The sequence below is a fragment of the Flavobacterium sp. genome (genome assembly GCF_044339515.1).
GTDB lineage: Bacteria > Bacteroidota > Bacteroidia > Flavobacteriales > Flavobacteriaceae > Flavobacterium.
This window is the reverse complement of sequence record NZ_JBIIVK010000057.1, coordinates 1-20,448: the sequence shown is the minus strand read 5'-3', so window position 1 is coordinate 20,448 and position 20,448 is coordinate 1. Positions and strand designations below refer to the sequence as shown.

The window sequence follows — 20,448 nt, the reverse complement described above, 5'->3', positions numbered from 1 at the left end:
AAGAAAAAGCGGAACAAGAACGAGAACAAATGTTGCTAATTTTGGTTCTTGTGCTGTTTTCAGGCGGATTATTGCTAATTATTTTATGGCAAAGAAATAAGCAAAAACAACTGGTGTTGATTAACAACCAACAAAAAGCGAGCGAAGAAATATACCAACTCCTTTTAGACCAACAAATAAAATTTGACGAAGGACGCGAAAAAGAGAAGAAGAGAATCGCCCGAGAACTGCATGATGGAGTTATGAATAAATTGGCCGGAATTCGTTTTAATTTATTCAAATTAGAGAACAAGCAAGATAGTGCAACTATCGAAGACTGTTTGCAGCATGTTTCGGAACTTCATCACGTGGAGAAGGAAATCCGAAGTATTGCCCACGATTTGAATATGGATATTTTTTCACCCAAAAATGATTATTCGGCTTTGATTGAAACACTAGCTAAGGAAAACGATACGTATGACTTTGACTTGATTCTTGAAATGGATAAAGCCATTGAATGGCATTCAATTTCTTCCATCATCAAGATGAATTGTTACCGAATTTTGCAAGAGAGTTTTTCAAACATTGTCAAACATGCAGAACCCCAAAAAGTTGAGGTACGTTTTTCTGAGTTAAATGGCATTTTAAAACTTGAGATAACTGACGATGGAGTAGGATTTGATTTGGAAAGCCAAAAAAGAGGATTAGGAATAAAGAACATTTTAGAACGAGCACAAAGCATGAAAGCCCGATGCCACATTAAATCTGAAACTGGAAAAGGAACAACAATTAGAATTGAAATTCCGTTAGAAGAAGTATTACCTTAGGTTTTTATCTATGAAAAAAAAGTTAGTAGGTTTCATTATTTGTTTACTCTGTTTTTGCAGTTGTCGTGATGCTGAAAAGTTTTCTGACAATGACGCTGTTCAGGATAGTATACGTTATTATTTAAATAAGTCAGCAGACTTAAAACGTACTAATGAGGAAATTGCCAATACAACGGCAAAAGCACATGAATTGATCAAGCAAACCAAAATAGATTCCCTTTACATTATCAATAATTTTCTTGTTTCTTATGTTTATGATAATATTGGAGAGAAGGATTTATTTAGAGAAATTAATCGGGAAATGGTTGAAGTTGCAAAAAAGCTTAATGATTCAATCAACTTGGCTAGGGCTTACGTACATATTGGTGAATCATACGCTTCTGGAATAAATATTGACAGTACATTTTATTATTACACCAAAGCAGAAAGAATATATTTAAAAAAGGGGGATAATCTGGGGGTGGGAAAAGTAAATTTAAAAAAAGCTTCTCAGAAATATCAACTAGGAGATTATTTCGGATGTGAAAAAACCGCAGTTGTAGCCTCAAGTTACATTAGATTTGTTAAAAATGTGGAGCAAATGTTTAATGCTTACACTTTGATGGGCCTTGCATGTATTGAGACAAAGGATTTTTTAAAAGCACAGGATTATTTTTCCAAGGCATATAATCTCATCACTTCAAATTTAGATCAAAAATTTTCCGTATTTCAACTTAAAGCATTGGCAATAAATAATTTAGCTTACTTGAATATAGAAATAAAGAACTATAAAAAGGCGTTGGTCTTAGTTGAAGAAGCACTGAACGAACCAAATCTTGAAGAAGAATACCCCAGACTTTATGCTACATTACTTTTCAATAGGGGAAGAGTAAATTTGAAATTAAAAAACTATTCAATTGTTGTAAATGATTTACATAAATCTAAAGTTATTAGGAAAAAGTTTAAATTACTTTCTGCTATAGCAAATAGTGAGATGGCTTTATCCAATTATTTTGACGCGATCAAAGAAAAAGACAGTGCTCTGTTCTATGCTCAAAGTGCCTATAAAAATGCTAAAGAAACTGGGATATTGAGTTTGCACCTAGATGCTGTAGATGTGTTAGTAAATATTGATGAGGAAAATTTTGCCAAGCACTCTAAAGAGAGAATACAATTGAGCGATAGCCTAATAAACACGGAACGAAAAATTGCCGAAAAATTTGCCCGCATTGAATTTGAAACCGATGAAATGATTTTAGAAAAAGAAAAAGCGGAACAAGAACGAGAACAAATGTTGCTAATTTTGGTTCTTGTGCTGTTTTCAGGCGGATTATTGCTAATTATTTTATGGCAAAGAAATAAGCAAAAACAACTGGTGTTGATTAACAATCAACAAAAAGCGAGCGAAGAAATATACCAACTCCTTTTAGACCAACAAATAAAATTTGACGAAGGACGCGAAAAAGAGAAGAAGAGAATCGCCCGAGAACTGCATGATGGAATCATGAATAACTTGGCAGGAATTAGGTATAACCTCTTTCGCTTAGAGAAAAAGCGAGACGATGAAACCATAGAAAGCTGTATCCATCATATTGAAGAACTACATACGGTGGAAAAAGAAATCCGTAACATTGCTCATGATTTGAATTTGGATGTTTTTTCACCCAAAAATGATTATGCATCACTCTTGAATACATTGGTACGAGAAAATGAATACGAGGGGGTGTATATTACATTGGAGGTTCAGAATGAAATAGTGTGGGAATCAGTTTCCTCCATCATCAAGATGAATTGTTATCGAATTTTGCAAGAGTGTTTCAATAACATTAGAAAACATTCACAAGCAACGGAAGTAAACGTTCACTTTCAATTAATGTCAGAACAACTTATTCTGGAAATTTTAGATAACGGACTTGGTTTTGACCCTAAAAAAACAAAAAGCGGATTCGGGTTGTCCAGTATCAAAGAAAGAGTAAGGACCATGAAAGGCACTTACATCATTAGCTCGAAAAAGAAAAAAGGAACAACAATTAAAGTAAATATACCCTTATAAACCATGCATTTTCAGTTGCTCTTTATTGATGACCACGCGGTTGTGATTGAAGGATATAAAAGTATCCTGTCTTTTAATTGTGACAACCATACTTTTGAGTCACATAGTGTGTATAGTGCACAAGAAGCCTATCAACATTTAACCGACGCAACGAACAATACGATTTATCAGTTTGTGTTCGTAGATTATACGCTACCCGAATGTGAAGAGCTAAAATTGTTTTCGGGAGAAGATTTGATTCCGATTATCCGAAAACACCAACCACAAAGCAAAATCGTGATAATCACTTCGCACACCGAACATTTTTTGCTTTTTTCACTCTACAAAAATCATGCTCCTGATGGAATATTGATTAAAAGTGACTTCACCGCCAATGAATTTTTAAAAAGTTTTGAAGTAATTAGCAAAAACGAGACCTATTACAGCCAAACGATGCTCGAAGCCTTAAAAAGAATCAAAGCGTTGGATTTTTACCTTGACTTGTTAGACATGAAAATTATACTGTTATTAAATCAAGGCATTAAAACCAAAAATCTCAATGACCACTTACCACTTACCACTAGTGCCATTGACAAACGGAAGCTCAAAATCAAACAATTTTTAGGCATTGAAAAAGGGAATGACGAAGATATTATAAGGGAAGCGAAGAAAAGAAGGTTTATTTAAAATATTTTTTAACAATTTTTACAGAAAATCTGTAAAATGGATTAAAAGAACTTGTTTAACTTTACAACATCAGAAAACAAAAAAGATGTTGGTTAAAGAAGTGACTAACCCCCACAAAGTGACAAAAGACAAAAATGCTTTTCTAATTTTTGTTGGTATTTTATAGAAACAATATTTTGCTTTTAGAGGTTTGTTATGCATGATATTGAACGACCAAACCAACCAAAAAAAAGCAGCCATACCTTGAAATGTTTTGGAAGACAAAAAGTATGACTGCATATTTAAAATAAATATATACAAATATATGAAAAATTTAGTTTTAGGCTTTTTAGCCACATTACTATTAGTGTTTAACGCTAAATCACAAGATATCAATAATTTAAATAAAGATCAAGACTTTAAAAATTATTTGAAAAACGAACTTGAATTCATCAAAATGAGCGACCCTAAATTAGTGAAACTAATTCAAGGTGTAACAAATGAAAGTGATTTAAATAAGTTTTTTTCAGCATTTAATACTAATAAAATTTCTTACAGTAATCATCTAAACAGACAAAATCAAATTTTGTCAACTGTTAGCAATCGTTATAATTTTAAAAAATATAATGAGAGTCAATTGTTTGAGGTAATATCAGTGGAAATTTTAGAAATTATAAATTCAGATGAAACCATTTTTCATCCGATACAACTTCCTATACCTGAAAACACAACGTTAGGTACTAATTGCAGAAGAAGATACAACAATGCATTGACCTTTAATTTTGCAACAGCTGTTGTTGCACACTTGGGATGTACCGCAGGAAACCTAGCTGTTATCCCTGGTTTAATTTGTCATGCTGCAGTTGCTTTTGCTCACGCAGCAGCAGATGATAATGCCTATCTAGATTATTTAGATTGCATCCGAGAAAATTAATTCTTAATAAACTGACCTATGAAAAATAAACTAAATTTAATTCCATTATTTCTGATTGTTATTTATATCTTATTTGTAGGAGGTAATGAAAAAGTTAATTTTGAAACAAAACTAATTTTATTAATTTTATTAGCTTTTTTTTCTACTTACATTATATATTTAGGTTATAAAAGTAAAACTATATCAAAATATAAAATTATAATTTTGTTCATATTTATTGGAATTAGTTTGATGAGTTTTCTGTGGTCGTTAAATCTAATCTAAATAAAAATGGAGTTTTTAACTTTAAATTCTTTATTGTCAGTTTTCTTAACAAGCAATTAGTGTTTAACACTTAAATGAAAGTAATATTACTGTGAATAAAATAACAACACTATTATTGATTTTCTTATCACTCATATATTCTAGATCTTTTGCACAAAAGGATATTGATAATATTTTAAAAGGTGGTGAAATTATAGTTAACGGATTATCATTTCTTAAAAGCAACAATTCTGACGTAAAACAATCTTATTCAAAAGTTGTCGAAAATGTTTGTATAAAAAACAAGCTCTCAGACAAAATAACTTTTGTATTGACGGGGAAAGATGAAGAAGACGATGTTGTAAAAAAAGAATTAGTTATCCAAAAAGATGGAAATGAATGTGTTTTTGAATTACCAAAAGGCATTTATACCTATGAAGTTATATTATCCAATAAAGAAATATTTAAAAAAGGAGAGTATAAATTCATAGAAGATATAACAATAACAGTCAAACAAGATTAAAAATTAAATAATTTTAAAACAAGCACTTTTGATAAATTCAAAAGTGTTTTTTCTTTAGGAAAGTTGGGTAATGTTTCAAAGTTAGTGATGAACCAAAACCCTTAATTTAACCATTTGTAAATCAATTTATAATTAAAATTTAATACCAAAAGACGAACAATACTGTTCGTCTTTTTTACATTTGAAAATGCCTTAAATCGAATGTAATGAAGAAAAATGACACCACGTGTTTCAAAATTAGTGATACTGGAATTTGTTCTAATTGTAAATCTAAAAAGATTATTAAAAACGGTTTTACAAAAAACCGAAAGCAACAATTTTATTGCAAAAATTGCAAGACAAGAAGTATTGATTACTATACTAACAAAGCATGTTGTAAAAGCATAAATTCTTCAATTATACAGCTAATTAAAGAAGGTGTTGGAATTAGAAGTACAGCTAGAATATTAAACATTTCGTCTGCAACCGTTTAAAAAGTCATTCATTAAGATTCATTTTTTACTTAATTATATTGCCCCAAAAACTTATCATCTGTTTTTAAATAAAATAGGGGTATTATAAAGTGAGCATTTTCATTAAAATTATAATCTTTAAATTGAGTAATGTTTGTCATTGTTTCAATAGGAGGTGGAGAATCAATCGCTAATAAATAACCAAACGGATTAAATGTAATTTCAGAATGTGCATTGAAAGTACCGTTGAAATTATTCCATTGTATTCCAAAAAGTCTTTTGTGTTTTGAGATTGTAATGTACAGGTAAATTTGATATTTGTCAGGAAGTGACTTGTTTTCTTTTTCTAAAATGAATTCTACTAAATTCTTATCATCTCTCAAATAACCAGAATGATCTATCGCTAAGAACATAGTTAGGATTTGCTTTAGGACATTCAAAGGTTTATAATTAAATTCTATTAAATTTAGTTTGCTAACCCTACTTGATTTTTCAAAATGAACATAGGCTTGTTTTACAAAGTTGGAAAAATCGTTAGCGTACCATGTTCCGGTGTTATTATTGCAACTTTCACAAAAGCAATAAGAACCTGAGCCATTATTACTTCTAAATGATTTACCATACAGGTAACTTTTTTTATCAAAAAGATGCTCATAGTTTTGTATTAAAATGGGTTTATCATTAAAAGCAGATTTCGGTGGAATGTGTTCAAATGTTAGCTTTTTGAGTTCACCGCATAAATGACAATTTCCGATTTTCATATTAATTATTATGGTTAATAATTCAAAATACCTTCTACAGATAAACTTTTCTTATTGTCAATTACAATTCCAACACTATATCTTGCCCTTGTAATTGCTACATATAACTTTGATCGACTAGTTTCTGCTAAATCATTTTCATTATTGATAAACCAATCGATAAAGGGTTTAGTAGGATAAATCAATACTCTATCAAATGATAGTCCTTTAGATTCACCAAAATTCATCACCTTAAAGTTATCATTTACTATTCTCTTCTTGTTTTCTCTCAATTGTACCGGATCATATTTTTGCAAATAATCTTCAATATCTTTTTCTTTAATAAAAAATACCCCATCATGACCTGTAACAGAATTATTTCCTGACTTTGTTCTAACAAAATTTTTGAATAAATTATTTGATAAATTACATATAAGTTCATTACATCTATAATTCACTAGTAATGAGGTTTCATCAGTTTCAATTTTGATTGATTTATCTTGAAAAAAATAATTTATCACATTAGCCTTTTTAAATTGTTTGTTCTTGGAAGAACTATTAGTAGAATAAGTTCCTTGTCTTGGGTCACCTACAAGTAGCACCTCGGAGTTAGAACTAAATAGTAGTTTGAGTAGCTCTAAATCATATCCAGCTAAATCTTGAATTTCATCAATAAATATTTTTGAGTATATTTTTGAAATTCTATTAACTACTGCATTATTTGTTTTTTCATTGATAGCACATACAAACTCTGATATTTTATCTGAATATATCTTAGTCTCTTTAGTAAAGTAATATTTTTCGGTATCTGATTTTTTAATATATAAAGCCGACTTATTATTAACTAAAATTAGTCCGTTAATTCTTTTATCAAAAATTATTCCTTGATAAGGTCTAACACCATGCTTCAAAAGAAAAGAGAACCATGTCTGAACAGTAATATTCTCCGGAATATAATTTATTTTTTCAATTATTTTTTTCTTTATTTCGGCTTCATTTGCTTGTGTATAAGTTGTTATTAAAACCTTTTTTTCTCTGTACTTGATTGCTTCATCAATCAGATAAGTAGTTTTTCCTGATCCTGCTGCAGCGATGATAAGTTTGTTGTTTACCATTATTCTTTTATTGCATCCAGAATATATTCTGGAAATTTAATATTTTCACTAGAGTCAAAAATTTTAAAAGCACATTCCGTTTTATTTGATTTCATGTGTTTATGAAGTTCATCAATATCAGCAAATGATTTACCAAGTAAAGTATTCATTTTATTTAATCCATTCTCTTTTAAAATTTTTGGCTCAAGAGTATTATAATTAAACTCGTAGGTTCCTATTTTTAAGGTTCCAGTATCAATAATACTGTCAAAGCAAATTTTTATATTTTGCTTTTTATTTATCGATAAATAATTTTTATACTTTTTAATTAAGGCATTTACATCACCATCATTATCAGTAACTACAACAACATTTTTACCTAATTTCTCAGCAATTTCAAGAAACCTTAAAAACGAAGTCCCTACTGAAATGACATCAATACCATTTTCAATAGGAAGCAAACCATTATTAGCATCCATGAATGCTCTTTGAACAACTAATTCATCAGAATCACCTTCGACCAAAATTGCCTTTTTGCAAAGAATCATTCGAAGTGTATCGTATCCAGAAAGTTTTTCGAAAAAAAGTTTAGTTTCTAATGACAAATCATTCAATCTAATTGTCTTTTTATTATTCAAAAGTATCAGATGTTCTAAACCTAGTTTATTTGATACAAAACTACTATGGGTTGAAATTAAAATTTGCTTATCACTACTATGACATTTAATATCTGATATTAATTGATTTAGTTTGGCATGAGAAAGATGATTTTCTGGTTCTTCCAATAAAATAATATTTGCTTCTTTTGCTTTTTTATGACTAAGGGCTAATTTAGTTTTTATAATACATTGCTCACCTTTGCCAACATAATGAAATGGGATATCATCCAAATAAGTCATTAAGCTATTTTCCCAAGCATTTTTTGATGACAATTCAACGGATATTTCTACTTTTTTATCTGAAATTTTAGTTGCTTCCTCTATTTTTTTATTAATCTTTTTTATTGAATCATCAGCCATAAAAAAATCTCTCATTTTCCTATGAGATTGAGATATTTCAACTATTTCATTTGATTCTAAAAACTCTTTAATAATTCGAGAAATATAAACATCAGAACCATTTTGAAATTTATTACTAGCTGAATCAATTAAAGCTGATTTAATTGGAATTGTTCTTATTGTAATGTTCTCATCACGTGCAAAACTTGACCAAAGAATATTATAATATTCGATTGGAAGCGATTTTATTCCTCCTATTTTAATTAAATCCTCGTACTCTTTTTTATATTTTTCATCAAAAGCAATTTTTAAAGAAATCCCACTAGAATTAGATTTTTCACTGTTTCCATTTCCTTCAAATTCTGATATGTTGTCGCCTTCAATAAATATTTCTATTAGAATGTGAGGAGGTGCACTATTTACTCCATTACTCAAATTGTCAAGATATTCCCTTATGACTTCGTAATTGAAAATATACTGTGTAAGTTCGTTATTTAAATATTTACCATTAAGCAAGCCTGATAAAGCTAAATGGATAGCTTCAATAATAGTAGATTTACCTGCTTCATTTTCACCAACAATAATATTAATGCCTTTTTCTAACAAAAGTTTAAAAGAACCCTTAAAGCTTTTGAAATTTTCTATGTGAATTTTTGATATGTACATCTCTTTAAATTTAACTATTCTCCACAATTTTAATCTCCTCCTCCGTCAACCCATACAACTCATAAACCATCCGATCAATTTCTTTGTCGGTGGCATCGATTTCATTTTTGATTGCAACCGCTTTTTGTTGCTCTTGCAAAAAGTAATCTTCCCATTCTAATTCTAGGGAAAGGGATAGTTTTAATTTCATTTACCTAGCTTTTTTGAAAATCAGCAATTGTTAATTCATGTCCGTTTTCTAGTTGCGGTTAGTTCTATCCAAAAGGCTAGCTTTTTGATCTTTTACATATTTTGAAATTACTTATTGCTGGAATAATAACATTTTTAGATAAAGATTTAATCAAGTTCTAAATTTAGTAAGAAAATTTAATATCCTTTAAAAATTCATAAAACTATTATTAACGGCTGTTCTAAATAAATACTTTCTATTGAATATGAGAATATTTTGTCATAAAAAAACCGCCCTTCCAGGGCGGTCATTACATTACAATTACTCTTACAATGTATCCCGGTGGGCGGTAACTTCCGCGATAAACACATCAACTTCGGCGAGCTGTTTGTTTACGCGTTCAAGGTCTAATTCTTTTTCTAGCAGTGCCACCGCACCGTAACTTTCTTTGCGGTTTTCTAACAAGAATTTGCGGTATTCTAACCGTACTTTGCGTTTTTCTTCGGCATCCTTGGTAGGGCCGGGCCTTCCGGTAAAACAGCAAGAACAGTATCCACAGCGGCAATTTCTGCAATTACGCCTTGCAAGATGGCATCAATCTCTACAGCGGTATTGCTGTAGTTGGTAACAAGTCGTTCTTCTGATAACTTTTTAAAGTTTAAATCAGATTTTTCTTTTTGGGCCATGCCCAACAACACATCGCAATCGGCAACTGTTGTTAAATTACTTACTGAGTACATAATTAAAAGTTTTAAAATTATACTTACATAAACGCAAGCATTATGCCTTAAAATACTATAAATCAGAAGTTTATAAAATAATTAACTTGTAGCGTTAATCTTATTTTAAAATTATAAGAAAACTTATTTTGTTTCCGTTTAGCCTAGATTTTTAATTGATAAATTATAAGCCAGAGGGAAGAATTATAGATTAAAGTAATCTTTTTTTAATGCTGTTTATTTCAAATTCCAAACTTGCTTTTTTTATGGTTAGGGTTTCTAAATTTTTTAATGAATACATGCTTTTCAACTTTTCAACTCTTTTTTCTAAAACAGTGGTAATCGCATTGTTGTTGTCTTTTTCATTTTTGATAAAATCAAGCGAGTCTATTTTGGTAAAAAGCTCTTCACGATTTTGATGAAATTCATCAATTTTTACGTTCACTTGATGTAGTAAAATCTCAATTTCGAGCAGTTTTTTTTTCAATCCTGTTTGCATGGATTTCTTTTCTTCATCCGGCATTGCAGAAGATTGTTTTTTTAACTTACCTTTTTCCAAATGTTCCAAAAGATTACTTAGTTTTAAAGTAGCTTCCGGAGGCAAAGCTCTTTTTCCGCTCACATACATCGACCATTGTGAACGATGAACACCGAGATACAAGGCCATTTCCTCCTGTGTAAGTCCGGTTATTTTTTTAAAGTGTGACATACTAATAATTTTATGGTTGTTTTAAACAAAAAATATTTTTTTAATATCAACACAAAAATCGTGTCAAAATGTATCATAATCATCAATTAGACACAAAAAGGGTGTTAAAAAGAAAAGGTTAAACTAATTTGACACAACAAATTAAAAGGGTTGATTGCATTGGCATCGCAATTATATCTTTCAATCCATCTATTTTTTGATAAAACGATTTATTGATAGTTGTTTTATGCATTTGAAGAAACACATTTGACTTTTTTTTAATAATTTTTCAACAAACACTTTTGAATCGTTCAAAAGTGTTTTTTCTTTTTTATATTTGAATGTTATTTTTAACCAAATAGACAACCAACAACTAAATCATGTCAAAAAATTACCAAATCATTATTGTTGATGATCATCCGTTTATCATCGAAGCCTATAAAAATGCTTTAAAAAGTTACAGTGCCAATTCGTTTGAATACACGACCACTCAGGCCAACAATTGTAAAACAGCGTATGAAACCATTACAACGGCTACCCAAGCGTTTGATATTGCGTTTTTAGACATTAGTATGCCGCCTTATGAAGAAAAAGGCATCATGTCTGGTGAAGATTTGGCTAAATTACTTCGCAAACTCATGCCGGATTGCAAAATTATTTTGCTCACCATGCATACCGAATTAATTAAAATCAATACTATTATCAAGGAAATTAACCCTAACGGATTAATCATAAAGAACGATTTAACCTTTGATGAGCTGTTGAATGCGTTTGATAAAATTTTAAATAACGACAATTACTACAGCCAAACTGTGGTGAAGTTTGTGAGCCAGTCACAATATGAAAATTTACAGGTAGATGAGTTTGATAAACAGATTTTATACCATTTATCAAAAGGAATAAAAACGAAAGATTTACCGAGTTATGTGCCACTTTCCTTAAGTGCCATTGAAAAGCGAAAGCTTAATTTGAAAGAGATTTTAGGCGTCAAAGGAAGCAGTGATATAGAACTGATTACCGAAGCAAAAAACAAAGGGTTGATTTAGTCAACCCTTTTTTAATACACTAAACCGTACTAAAATTGGCAGGAAACCACAATGAATTTTGCGGTTAACCGTAACTAATTATCTGAAAATCAAACTACTTTTACACCGAGTTAGTTAGCATACCGAAGTTTCTGAATAACCTAGGAACGAAAGAAGAGTAAACCGAAAAAATACCACCCTTTTGTAAGTCCCCAAAGACTTAACCTACTAATCGGAACTCAAAAAAATCTAAAGAGCGATAGGCCCCAAACTATCGCTTTTTTGTTTTGATGAGCTTGTAAAAACCAATTAAATAAAACCTAACATTTAATTTGCGAATTTGCGGTTAAATCAAGTTTACGGGAAACCGCACTCAAAAAGGTAGAAACCCGTAACACATTCTGAGTAAAACCGTATTTAGATATCAAGTAGGTCGATATATCTTTACATCATCAATAACGAAGTAATTATTCATAATTAAAAATATTGACCCAAGAACGTTCTAAGTAGCCGAAATCGAAAAAGAAATACCACCCTTTTGCCCCAACGAAAGATCTGATTCAACCCAAAACAGCTACTTAACAAAGTTAAACACTAGAAAAAGCGATGCACCCCAATGCAACGCTTTTTTTGTTTTGATGAGATTACCATCGATTAATTTGAATTTTAGCCACGAATTTCACGGATTGGTACTAATTTTTACAGAGCTCGCTCCCCTCTCCTTTGGAGAGGGGTTGGGGGTGAGGTCTATAATTAAAACTTCCTTGATAGCACGACCCGCAGTTTACGGAGGGGTACGCCCAATTTATTCTTCTAAAGCATTCCAGCCTCTGGCTTTGAGTTCTATTTTTTGATTGGCCCGCGTAACCAAATGTTTGCCCTCAGTTGCTTTAGTCATGTGACCAATGACGGTGAGGTTCGGATTGGCTTTGATTTTGTCAAAATCTTCCATCGCAATGGTAAATAGTAATTCATAATCTTCGCCACCATTGATAGCTACAGTCGTACTATCAATGTTGAATTCTTCGCAAACGGAAATGAGTTGAGGATCAAGGGGTAATTTTTCCTCGTAAATCGTGCAACCTACATTAGATTGCTTGCAGATATGCATCACTTCAGAGGATAATCCGTCAGAAATATCAATCATCGAAGTGGGTTTTACTTCCAATTTTTCTAACAGTTCTTTGATGTCTTTTCGAGCTTCCGGTTTTAGTTGACGTTCGATTAAATAAGTATAATTGTCTAAATCAGGTTGGTTGTTGGGGTTGACTTGAAATACTTGTTTTTCGCGTTCTAAGACTTGCAAGCCCATGTAGGCCGCACCGATATCGCCGGTAACTACAAGCAAATCGTTCTCTTTTGCACCGCTTCTATACACAATATCTTCTGCATTTGCTTCGCCTAACGCGGTGATGGAAATGATTAATCCTTTTTGAGACGAAGTGGTATCGCCACCAATGACATCTACATGATATTCTTTGGATGCGAGTGTGATTCCGGCAAATAATTCTTCCAACGCTTCGAGCGGAAATCGGTTAGAAACCGCAATGGAAACCGTAATTTGGGTAGGCGTTGCATTCATCGCACAAATGTCAGATACATTCGCCACCACAGCTTTGTAGCCTAAATGTTTTAACGGCATATAGGCCAAATCAAAATGCACCCCTTCGATTAATAAATCGGTGGAAACAACGGTTTTTTTATCCTTGAAATCTAAAACAGCAGAATCGTCGCCAATCCCTTTTATGGTAGAAGGTTGGTTGATTTCAAAATGCTTCGTTAAATGGTCAATTAAACCAAATTCGCCCAATTGAGCGATGGAAGTGCGTTGTGGTGATTTTTCTTCTAACATAGTTTTTTTTCAAAAGACAAAGGTAGGAAGAATTTGGGGACTCAACATAGTGCTTAGTTTAACCAAATTCTATTATATTTTTTTTCAATACAAATTAAGCTTTAAATTTTCTAAAAGATTGAATCATTTCATAAATTCCAAAGGCGATTACAATCTTCCCAAAAATAAATACTGTCCAACTTAAAGGATTTGTTAAATAAATTTTATCTGTAATTAAGGGGTTATAAAAATCAGTAACAAGAAAAAAGCGAAATAATCCGACAAAGAATTCATTGGTTTTCTCAAGGTTAAATGTTCCAGAATTTTCTATTCGGTAAAGAATAGAATAAAAAAGCAAACCTGAAAATAATGTAAATTTTAGGGCTCTTTTCCAGTCTGTTCCATATTCAGATACAAATTCACTAATTCTTAGAATAAATAAATCTCTTTTTAACTGAATTGGTTCTCTTTTTCTATGGTAAAATCTTTTTTCGTCTTTTTTAAAAGAAGTTAGTTTTTGTTTAATATCTTCTTGGTAGGCATTAAATTCATAAACTCTAAATCTGTTGAAATCAATTTTATTTTCAGCTTTTTGAAGCTGTAATTTTATAGTTCTAATTGTTCTTCTGTTGCATCTATCAATATTTTTTATTTGAATATCATCAAAAAGAGCTGCCTTTTCAAAAATTGTTCTGTCAATAAATATTTTATCAAAATAAGTATTTTGAAAAGAAGCTACATCATTAAACTTTACGTTGTCAATTTCTATTTTATGAATTGATGCATGATTAAATTGTACAAAGCTATCAAATAAACAATTTTCAAAATATAAACAAGATTCAGTTAATGACTTTATATCTTGAAACAAAGTAGTTTTAAAAAATTTACAATTTTTAAAATCTGAATAATAACTAAATGTTGTTTCATTAAAATTAGCCTTTTCAAAAACGCATTCGTAAAAATTAAACTGACCTCCTGATTTATAAAAGGAATTTTTATAAAAATCAAAAAAACCTGTAAAGTTGGATTCAAATAAATTGATTCTATTAAATTTACTTTCTCTAAAAGAGGAGTTCTTTAAACTTGAATTTATAATTGATAACAATCCATTTTCTTTATAATCATTACCTATAATTTGACATTTCGTTTGAACAATTATATTTTTTAGGCATAAATTGAAAGATAATTTATTAAACCCCCATATATCTAATTTTTCAAAAATACAAGTATGAATATTCAATTCATTTTTGGTTATCAATGACTTTTTTATTTCAAGGTTTTTTATTTCACAATTCTCAAATTTTAGCCCTTCAAACTCACAATTTTCTATATATAATAACCTATTAAGCTCTCCTTCATTTTTTTCAGTAATTCCGTCGTATTTGTCATAAATTAGTAAATCTCCGTTTATGAATTTACAATTAGAAATTTTTATATCAATTATGTAAATGTCTGATAAAATTAATTCTTCCTTCTCTTGTAAATTAATTAAATAACCATCAATAGGTTTGTCTTTTTTTATGAAATTAATTAGTGTTGATAAGTTTATTTCTATCATTTTCAATTTTCATGTTTAAGTAAAAATACAAAAAAACCCAACAACTCTCGTCATTGGGTTCTTAAATATTTCTCAGCTACTCAGCTACTCAGCCACTCAGCATCTCTACTAATCATTCAACTTCAACACCGCCATAAACGCCTCTTGCGGAATTTCTACATTTCCCACTTGACGCATACTCTTCTATTTATTCTTCAAGAGGTCCAGAAATTTTTTCTATATGCTTCTTATATGATTTACCAAAATCACTACTTTTTAATAAATTATCAATATCATTTTTTTCTAAATCTGTAGAATTATAAAAAGTTGTGAAATTTTCGACTGTTGATGAAAATTTATCTTTCAAAAGATAAATTATTTGGTTTGGTATATCAATTCCTTTAGTTTTCGCATAATTATTTTCAATTAATAAATCAACCATTTTATTCGTCAATTTATCAATTTCATTCTTATTCAATGCATATATAAGTCCAGCTATGTAGTATGTACTCTTTTTGAAAACAAGAAGAGAAGTAGAATATTTATCTGAATTTTCTCTAACTAAATCTCTTATTGTATCTAAAATTAGGGATGCTGTTAGCAATTTACTACTTAAAAAATAAAGCTCTTCAATATCATCCAATGCTGAATTTTTATATATTTTCTCGTATTCTGTTTTTTGAAAAACTCTACTTTCACCCATTCTAGAACGTAAAGATTGAGCAGCAGCCATATATACAGCTCTATATGCTAATGCACCATTTGGCATACTTACAATCTTTTTAGTTGAAGATTGTTTTGCTTCTCCTTTTCTGTCATACAAATAATCAAACTCTTTTATTGAATTTCCAATAGCAATTTGTAAAGGATCATTAGCTAATAATGAGTATGTTTTGACAGCGTTTTGATTATTAGTTGCTTTGATTACGTTTAATTTAAAGTCAGCTTGAGAAGAATCTATTTCATAGATCCTTACTAATATATTTGCAGGTTTAAAATTATCTTTTGTTTTTTCTCCGTATTTTGCACTAAACAAAGCGTTTACAGTTTGGCATCCATTTATGATTTGTAGATTTTTTAATTCTACATTTATGCTACTATTTGCTTTTGGTGTACCTAGAGTTATTTCATCGCAAATTATACTAATTCCATTATTCATATATGGAAACCAAATACTTTCAATATTAGTGATAGTGTTAATAATATCTTTGTTTACTGCTCCTCGATCACCTAAATATAATCTAATGTTTTCAGCATATAATTGATTGTTATGATATTTATTTTGAAGACGTATAAATTCATTAACATTACACATTCCAATAAAAACTCTTTTTGGTAATCCCAAACTTGTTCTTCTGCTGTTATCTTCATACCTAAATGAGTGTTGGCCATCCAAAATAAAGTCAATATTTTCAGATACTACACGAATTTTGCCATCAACTGCTAAATCAATAATATCTTGTAAACCATAAACTTGAATGTTGAAACGATATAATTGTTTATCTTGTTCAAATCTTCCTAAAACACTATTTATTGCATCATTATTAGAGCGATTTATTCCTTGAGCATTGTTAATAAAATGACAATAAACAGCAATTTTACGACCTTTTTTACTTAAAAAATTTTGTACTTGTTGATCTATTTCATTTAATACAGGATTTAATAAAAAATTACTGTCTCTTAGTTCAGGATGAACAAAAGTATCATTCATTAGAGTTGCAAAATCTCTTAAATCTGTTGGAGAAGTGGCGTTTCTATCTGATTGATGTAACTTGTATTGAAATAGATGAAGATGTTTTTCATTTGTTGACTCGGTTTCAATAAAAGCATACGCATCTAATAATAATTCTTGTTTACCTGATATAAATTTATCTGTAATCTTGAAGTTCTCAAAAAAACCTTCTTCAAACAAATCCATTGCTAAAGAAGCACTCAAAGCCATATACAAAATTTCATTACTAGCTTCTGAAACATTTGTTGTACTCATTCCTGCATTTATAGTGAAATGCTCGTTCATTCTTTTAAAATAATCGAGTTCTTTTTTTATTTCATCATTTAGATACATGGTTTTTTAGATAAAGATATTAAAAATTTAATCATTCAACTTCAACACCGCCATAAACGCCTCTTGTGGAATCTCTACATTCCCCACCTGACGCATTCTCTTTTTCCCTTTTTTCTGTTTTTCCAACAGTTTTCGTTTACGGGAAATATCTCCTCCGTAACATTTGGCGGTTACATCTTTACGCAACGCTTTAATGGTTTCACGGGCAATGATTTTGGCACCAATAGCGGCCTGAATCGGAATGTCAAACTGTTGTCTTGGAATCAACTCACGCAGTTTTTCACACATTTTCTTACCAATATTATAGGCATTGTCTTCGTGAATCAAAGCGGATAAAGCATCCACTTGATTGGCATTCAAAAGGACATCCAATTTCACCAATTTCGAAGCACGCATCCCGATTGGGTGGTAATCAAACGAAGCATATCCTTTGGAAACCGTTTTCAAACGATCATAAAAATCAAATACAATTTCGGCCAACGGCATATCAAAATTCAATTCAACACGTTCAGTTGTTAAATAAGTTTGATTCGTAATCACGCCACGTTTTTCAATACACAACCCCATCACATTTCCTACAAAATCCGATTTAGTAATGATAGTAGCTTTAATAAAAGGCTCTTCAACTCGATCCAATTTAGAAGGTTCCGGCAAGTCTGACGGATTATTTACAATAAGAGCAGTATCCGGTTCTTTTTTGGTATAAGCCAAATACGAAACGTTAGGAACCGTGGTAATTACCGTCATGTCGAATTCACGCTCTAAACGCTCTTGAATAATTTCCAAATGCAACATGCCCAAGAATCCACAACGGAAACCAAAACCAAGAGCAGCCGAGCTTTCAGGAGCAAAAACCAACGAAGCATCGTTCAGTTGTAATTTTTCCATTGAAGCTCTCAAGTCTTCAAAATCTTCGGTATCTACCGGATAAATTCCGGCAAAAACCATCGGTTTTACGTTTTCAAAACCGGTAATCATATTGGTCGTTGGGTTTTTGGCATCGGTAATCGTGTCACCCACTTTTACCTCTTTGGCTTCCTTAATGCCGGAAATCAAATAGCCTACATCACCTGTAGAAATCACGTCTTTCGGAACCTGATTTAACTTCAACGTACCTACTTCATCGGCAAAATATTCTTTGCCGGTAGCCATAAATTTAATTTTTTGACCTTTACGAATCTCGCCGTTTTTCACTCGGAAAATAACTTCAATACCGCGAAACGGATTGTAATGTGAGTCAAAAATCAACGCCTGCAGCGGTTCTTCTTTTTCCCCTTTTGGTGGCGGAATTTTGTCGATAATCGCGGCTAAAATATTTTCCACTCCAAAACCGGTTTTTCCCGAGGCATGAATAATATCTTCTAAATCACAACCTAATAAATCAATAATATCATCGCTCACTTCCTCCGGATTAGCACTGGGCAAATCCACTTTGTTCAACACCGGAATAATTTCCAAGTCGTTTTCTAAAGCCAAATATAAATTGGAAATCGTTTGAGCCTGAATACTTTGTGCGGCATCCACAATCAACAAAGCCCCTTCACAAGCGGCAATCGAACGCGATACTTCATACGAAAAATCCACGTGACCGGGCGTATCAATCAAATTCAAAATATATTTCTCGCCTTTGTACGTATATTCCATTTGAATCGCGTGACTCTTAATCGTAATCCCACGTTCACGTTCCAAATCCATGTTATCCAGCAACTGAGCCTTTTCCTCACGTGCCGTAACGGTTTGTGTAGCCCCCAATAATCGGTCGGCCAGCGTACTTTTTCCGTGGTCAATATGAGCAATAATGCAAAAATTTCGTATGTTCTTCATCTTCGTTTAATTCAAATTTTTTGGGCGTTCCCCAAGGGTCGGGCTGTCCGCTGTATCTTTTGTTCTCCCGATAGCTATCGGGGCTGCTCCTTAGCGAATTGTGTGCAAATATAAAGCAAAGTTTTCATTTTTAGGTTTGAAACTTGCAACCTTAAACCTGAAACCAGCAAAAATTAGTATATTTGTTTACTCAACTACTTAGTTATGAATGCAACAAAGGAAATAATTGTTAGAGACCTAGCAATAATGAACGGAAAACCTCTAATTAAAGGAACACGAATTACGGTTGAATTAATTTTAAAAAAGTTATCCGAAGGAGCAACGGTAGAAGATTTACTTAAAATTTATCCTCAAATTACAGCCAAACAAATAATGGCAGTTTTGGATTATGCTGCAAATGTTATCAGCAATGAAGAATTATTAGATGTGTAGATGATTATTGCAGACGAAAATATTCCGTTACCAATAATTGATGCTTTGGTCAAAAATAAAATTGAAACAATTACAATTTTTGACAATTATAGAGGTATATCAGATGTTGAAATTATCAAATTAGCTCAAAATCCTCCAAAAATAATTTTAACCGAAGACAAAGATTTTGGAGATTTAATATTTGCGTACAATCAAAATCAAGTCAGCGTCATTTTATTGCGGTATCATTACTCTGAATTAGAGAAAATAACTTCCATTTTATTAAAATTTCTACTTAATCACACGATAGAAAACTATTCATTTGTTGTGATTACTACAAGGAGTATTCGAATCAGAAGAATTTAGATCTTCGTAATTACTGTACTTGTTGAGATTGCAACATGCTATTTTCAATTTTAAAATCAAGTAATATTTAAAAATGAGTGAAATTAATAATAACTTTTTTATTTGCAATCCTCACAAAAATTGGTTTGCGATTGTTTTGTTGTTTCTTATTATAATTTTGAGTTTATTCTTGATTTCTTTGTATGCACTTTTAATTTTTTTTGAAAGGATGTATGTGCTTATTCCTTTTGTCATACTTACGATTTTAATTCTACTATTTGTATTTAAAAATTTGCTGTGGACTTTTTTTGGTAAAATTGAAGTAAATATCAATACAACAGAATTAACAATTACCAAAAAGAAATTATCTTCAAGTAAATTATATTACTACTATTTGGAGGAAATAGAATCTGTTGACATAAAGAATTTATATTTTCTTCAATCAATTAACAATGTTCCGCTTTTTGGTGGTTTATTCTTAGGTTTGATAAATTTTGTAAAAAAAGATTCTGAATCAATTGTTATCAAATATCGTGACAGAGAAATAGAAATTATAAATCATCTAACAATGGAACTGTAAGCTCCCCCAAAAATAGTACAGTTTAAAAGTAGAAAAAAAAGTATTAATTTTAAACTGTCAATATGAAGAAGAGTAAATTCACCCCGACCCAAATTGCTAAGATTTTAAAAGAATTTGAACT

At 30.9% G+C, this 20,448-nt stretch carries 19 protein-coding genes; 9 read left to right on the top strand and 10 right to left on the bottom strand.

The genetic code is table 11. The features are described from left to right. The 5 genes from ACIQ0M_RS13330 to ACIQ0M_RS13310 form a co-directional block, all read left to right on the top strand. Positions 1–806 (top strand): sensor histidine kinase (locus ACIQ0M_RS13330; protein WP_396153057.1); only part of this gene is annotated, 806 nt, incomplete at its 5' end. A 10-nt stretch (positions 807–816) separates the two neighbouring features. Beyond that, a complete protein-coding gene (locus tag ACIQ0M_RS13325) occupies positions 817–2,838 on the top strand; it encodes a sensor histidine kinase (protein WP_396153055.1) in 2,022 nt (673 codons plus the stop codon). Between the two features lie 3 nt (positions 2,839–2,841). Next, a complete protein-coding gene (locus ACIQ0M_RS13320; protein ID WP_396153053.1) occupies positions 2,842–3,504 on the top strand; it encodes a response regulator in 663 nt (220 codons plus the stop codon). Positions 3,505–3,808: 304 nt separating this feature from the next. Beyond that, positions 3,809–4,417, top strand: coding sequence for a hypothetical protein (locus tag ACIQ0M_RS13315; protein WP_396153051.1), 609 nt, complete (start codon positions 3,809–3,811; stop codon positions 4,415–4,417). A gap of 355 nt (positions 4,418–4,772) precedes the next feature. Further along, positions 4,773–5,183 (top strand): hypothetical protein, encoded by a 411-nt coding sequence (locus tag ACIQ0M_RS13310; protein WP_396153049.1) that lies wholly within the window; start codon positions 4,773–4,775, stop codon positions 5,181–5,183. Between the two features lie 502 nt (positions 5,184–5,685). Here ACIQ0M_RS13310 and ACIQ0M_RS13305 read toward each other — a convergent pair. From ACIQ0M_RS13305 to ACIQ0M_RS13280, 6 genes are all read right to left on the bottom strand, one after another. Further along, positions 5,686–6,396, bottom strand: a complete 711-nt coding sequence (locus ACIQ0M_RS13305) for a hypothetical protein (protein ID WP_396153047.1) — start codon at positions 6,394–6,396, stop codon at positions 5,686–5,688. 14 nt (positions 6,397–6,410) lie between these two features. Further along, on the bottom strand, positions 6,411–7,490 hold the full coding sequence (locus tag ACIQ0M_RS13300) for a UvrD-helicase domain-containing protein (RefSeq protein ID WP_396153045.1): 1,080 nt from the start codon (positions 7,488–7,490) through the stop codon (positions 6,411–6,413). Continuing rightward, positions 7,490–9,133, bottom strand: coding sequence for an ATP-dependent nuclease (locus ACIQ0M_RS13295; RefSeq protein WP_396153043.1), 1,644 nt, complete (start codon positions 9,131–9,133; stop codon positions 7,490–7,492). Before ACIQ0M_RS13295 ends, ACIQ0M_RS13300 begins: the two co-directional genes overlap by 1 nt. Before the next feature lie 10 nt (positions 9,134–9,143). Further along, entirely contained in the window at positions 9,144–9,323 is a 180-nt protein-coding gene (locus ACIQ0M_RS13290; protein WP_396153041.1) for a hypothetical protein, read from the bottom strand. A gap of 458 nt (positions 9,324–9,781) precedes the next feature. Beyond that, positions 9,782–10,042 (bottom strand): hypothetical protein, encoded by a 261-nt coding sequence (locus ACIQ0M_RS13285; RefSeq protein ID WP_396153039.1) that lies wholly within the window; start codon positions 10,040–10,042, stop codon positions 9,782–9,784. Between the two features lie 190 nt (positions 10,043–10,232). Continuing rightward, the gene (locus ACIQ0M_RS13280) at positions 10,233–10,730 is read right to left on the bottom strand and encodes a helix-turn-helix domain-containing protein (RefSeq protein ID WP_396153037.1); all 498 of its coding nucleotides are present in this window, start codon (positions 10,728–10,730) and stop codon (positions 10,233–10,235) included. Between the two features lie 359 nt (positions 10,731–11,089). Here ACIQ0M_RS13280 and ACIQ0M_RS13275 point away from each other — a divergent pair, with 359 nt between their 5' ends. Beyond that, the gene (locus tag ACIQ0M_RS13275) at positions 11,090–11,755 is read left to right on the top strand and encodes a response regulator (RefSeq protein WP_396153035.1); all 666 of its coding nucleotides are present in this window, start codon (positions 11,090–11,092) and stop codon (positions 11,753–11,755) included. A gap of 784 nt (positions 11,756–12,539) precedes the next feature. Here ACIQ0M_RS13275 and thiL read toward each other — a convergent pair. From thiL to lepA, 4 genes are all read right to left on the bottom strand, one after another. Beyond that, positions 12,540–13,586, bottom strand: coding sequence for a thiamine-phosphate kinase (thiL, locus tag ACIQ0M_RS13270; protein WP_396153033.1), 1,047 nt, complete (start codon positions 13,584–13,586; stop codon positions 12,540–12,542). A gap of 94 nt (positions 13,587–13,680) precedes the next feature. Then, complete coding sequence (locus tag ACIQ0M_RS13265) at positions 13,681–15,123, bottom strand: hypothetical protein (RefSeq protein ID WP_396153031.1); 1,443 nt, start codon at positions 15,121–15,123, stop codon at positions 13,681–13,683. A 187-nt stretch (positions 15,124–15,310) separates the two neighbouring features. Next, a complete protein-coding gene (locus tag ACIQ0M_RS13260; protein ID WP_396153029.1) occupies positions 15,311–17,167 on the bottom strand; it encodes an AIPR family protein in 1,857 nt (618 codons plus the stop codon). A gap of 27 nt (positions 17,168–17,194) precedes the next feature. Beyond that, positions 17,195–18,991 (bottom strand): translation elongation factor 4, encoded by a 1,797-nt coding sequence (gene lepA / locus ACIQ0M_RS13255; RefSeq protein WP_396153027.1) that lies wholly within the window; start codon positions 18,989–18,991, stop codon positions 17,195–17,197. 204 nt (positions 18,992–19,195) lie between these two features. On the opposite strand from lepA, the gene ACIQ0M_RS13250 reads away from it, so the two are divergent. The 3 genes from ACIQ0M_RS13250 to ACIQ0M_RS13240 all read left to right on the top strand — a co-directional run bounded on the left by ACIQ0M_RS13250 (position 19,196) and on the right by ACIQ0M_RS13240 (position 20,327). After that, complete coding sequence (locus ACIQ0M_RS13250; protein ID WP_396153025.1) at positions 19,196–19,423, top strand: DUF433 domain-containing protein; 228 nt, start codon at positions 19,196–19,198, stop codon at positions 19,421–19,423. Next, on the top strand, positions 19,424–19,768 hold the full coding sequence (locus tag ACIQ0M_RS13245) for a DUF5615 family PIN-like protein (RefSeq protein WP_396153024.1): 345 nt from the start codon (positions 19,424–19,426) through the stop codon (positions 19,766–19,768). Between the two features lie 73 nt (positions 19,769–19,841). After that, the gene (locus ACIQ0M_RS13240; RefSeq protein ID WP_396153022.1) at positions 19,842–20,327 is read left to right on the top strand and encodes a hypothetical protein; all 486 of its coding nucleotides are present in this window, start codon (positions 19,842–19,844) and stop codon (positions 20,325–20,327) included. The last annotated feature ends 121 nt before the right edge of the window (positions 20,328–20,448 follow it).

Excerpts from the sequence above, each read along its gene's own strand:
- ACIQ0M_RS13265 (WP_396153031.1), bottom strand. The coding sequence starts at position 15,123 with ATGATAGAAATAAACTTATCAACACTAATTAATTTCATAAAAAAAGAC.
- ACIQ0M_RS13260 (WP_396153029.1), bottom strand. The coding sequence starts at position 17,167 with ATGTATCTAAATGATGAAATAAAAAAAGAACTCGATTATTTTAAAAGA.
- ACIQ0M_RS13240 (WP_396153022.1), top strand. The coding sequence starts at position 19,842 with ATGAGTGAAATTAATAATAACTTTTTTATTTGCAATCCTCACAAAAAT.
- ACIQ0M_RS13315 (WP_396153051.1), top strand. The coding sequence starts at position 3,809 with ATGAAAAATTTAGTTTTAGGCTTTTTAGCCACATTACTATTAGTGTTT.
- ACIQ0M_RS13275 (WP_396153035.1), top strand. The coding sequence starts at position 11,090 with ATGTCAAAAAATTACCAAATCATTATTGTTGATGATCATCCGTTTATC.
- ACIQ0M_RS13300 (WP_396153045.1), bottom strand. The coding sequence starts at position 7,490 with ATGGTAAACAACAAACTTATCATCGCTGCAGCAGGATCAGGAAAAACT.
- ACIQ0M_RS13285 (WP_396153039.1), bottom strand. The coding sequence starts at position 10,042 with ATGTACTCAGTAAGTAATTTAACAACAGTTGCCGATTGCGATGTGTTG.
- ACIQ0M_RS13320 (WP_396153053.1), top strand. The coding sequence starts at position 2,842 with ATGCATTTTCAGTTGCTCTTTATTGATGACCACGCGGTTGTGATTGAA.
- ACIQ0M_RS13290 (WP_396153041.1), bottom strand. The coding sequence starts at position 9,323 with ATGAAATTAAAACTATCCCTTTCCCTAGAATTAGAATGGGAAGATTAC.
- ACIQ0M_RS13280 (WP_396153037.1), bottom strand. The coding sequence starts at position 10,730 with ATGTCACACTTTAAAAAAATAACCGGACTTACACAGGAGGAAATGGCC.
- ACIQ0M_RS13250 (WP_396153025.1), top strand. The coding sequence starts at position 19,196 with ATGAATGCAACAAAGGAAATAATTGTTAGAGACCTAGCAATAATGAAC.
- ACIQ0M_RS13295 (WP_396153043.1), bottom strand. The coding sequence starts at position 9,133 with ATGTACATATCAAAAATTCACATAGAAAATTTCAAAAGCTTTAAGGGT.
- ACIQ0M_RS13245 (WP_396153024.1), top strand. The coding sequence starts at position 19,424 with ATGATTATTGCAGACGAAAATATTCCGTTACCAATAATTGATGCTTTG.
- ACIQ0M_RS13305 (WP_396153047.1), bottom strand. The coding sequence starts at position 6,396 with ATGAAAATCGGAAATTGTCATTTATGCGGTGAACTCAAAAAGCTAACA.
- lepA (WP_396153027.1), bottom strand. The coding sequence starts at position 18,991 with ATGAAGAACATACGAAATTTTTGCATTATTGCTCATATTGACCACGGA.
- thiL (WP_396153033.1), bottom strand. The coding sequence starts at position 13,586 with ATGTTAGAAGAAAAATCACCACAACGCACTTCCATCGCTCAATTGGGC.
- ACIQ0M_RS13325 (WP_396153055.1), top strand. The coding sequence starts at position 817 with ATGAAAAAAAAGTTAGTAGGTTTCATTATTTGTTTACTCTGTTTTTGC.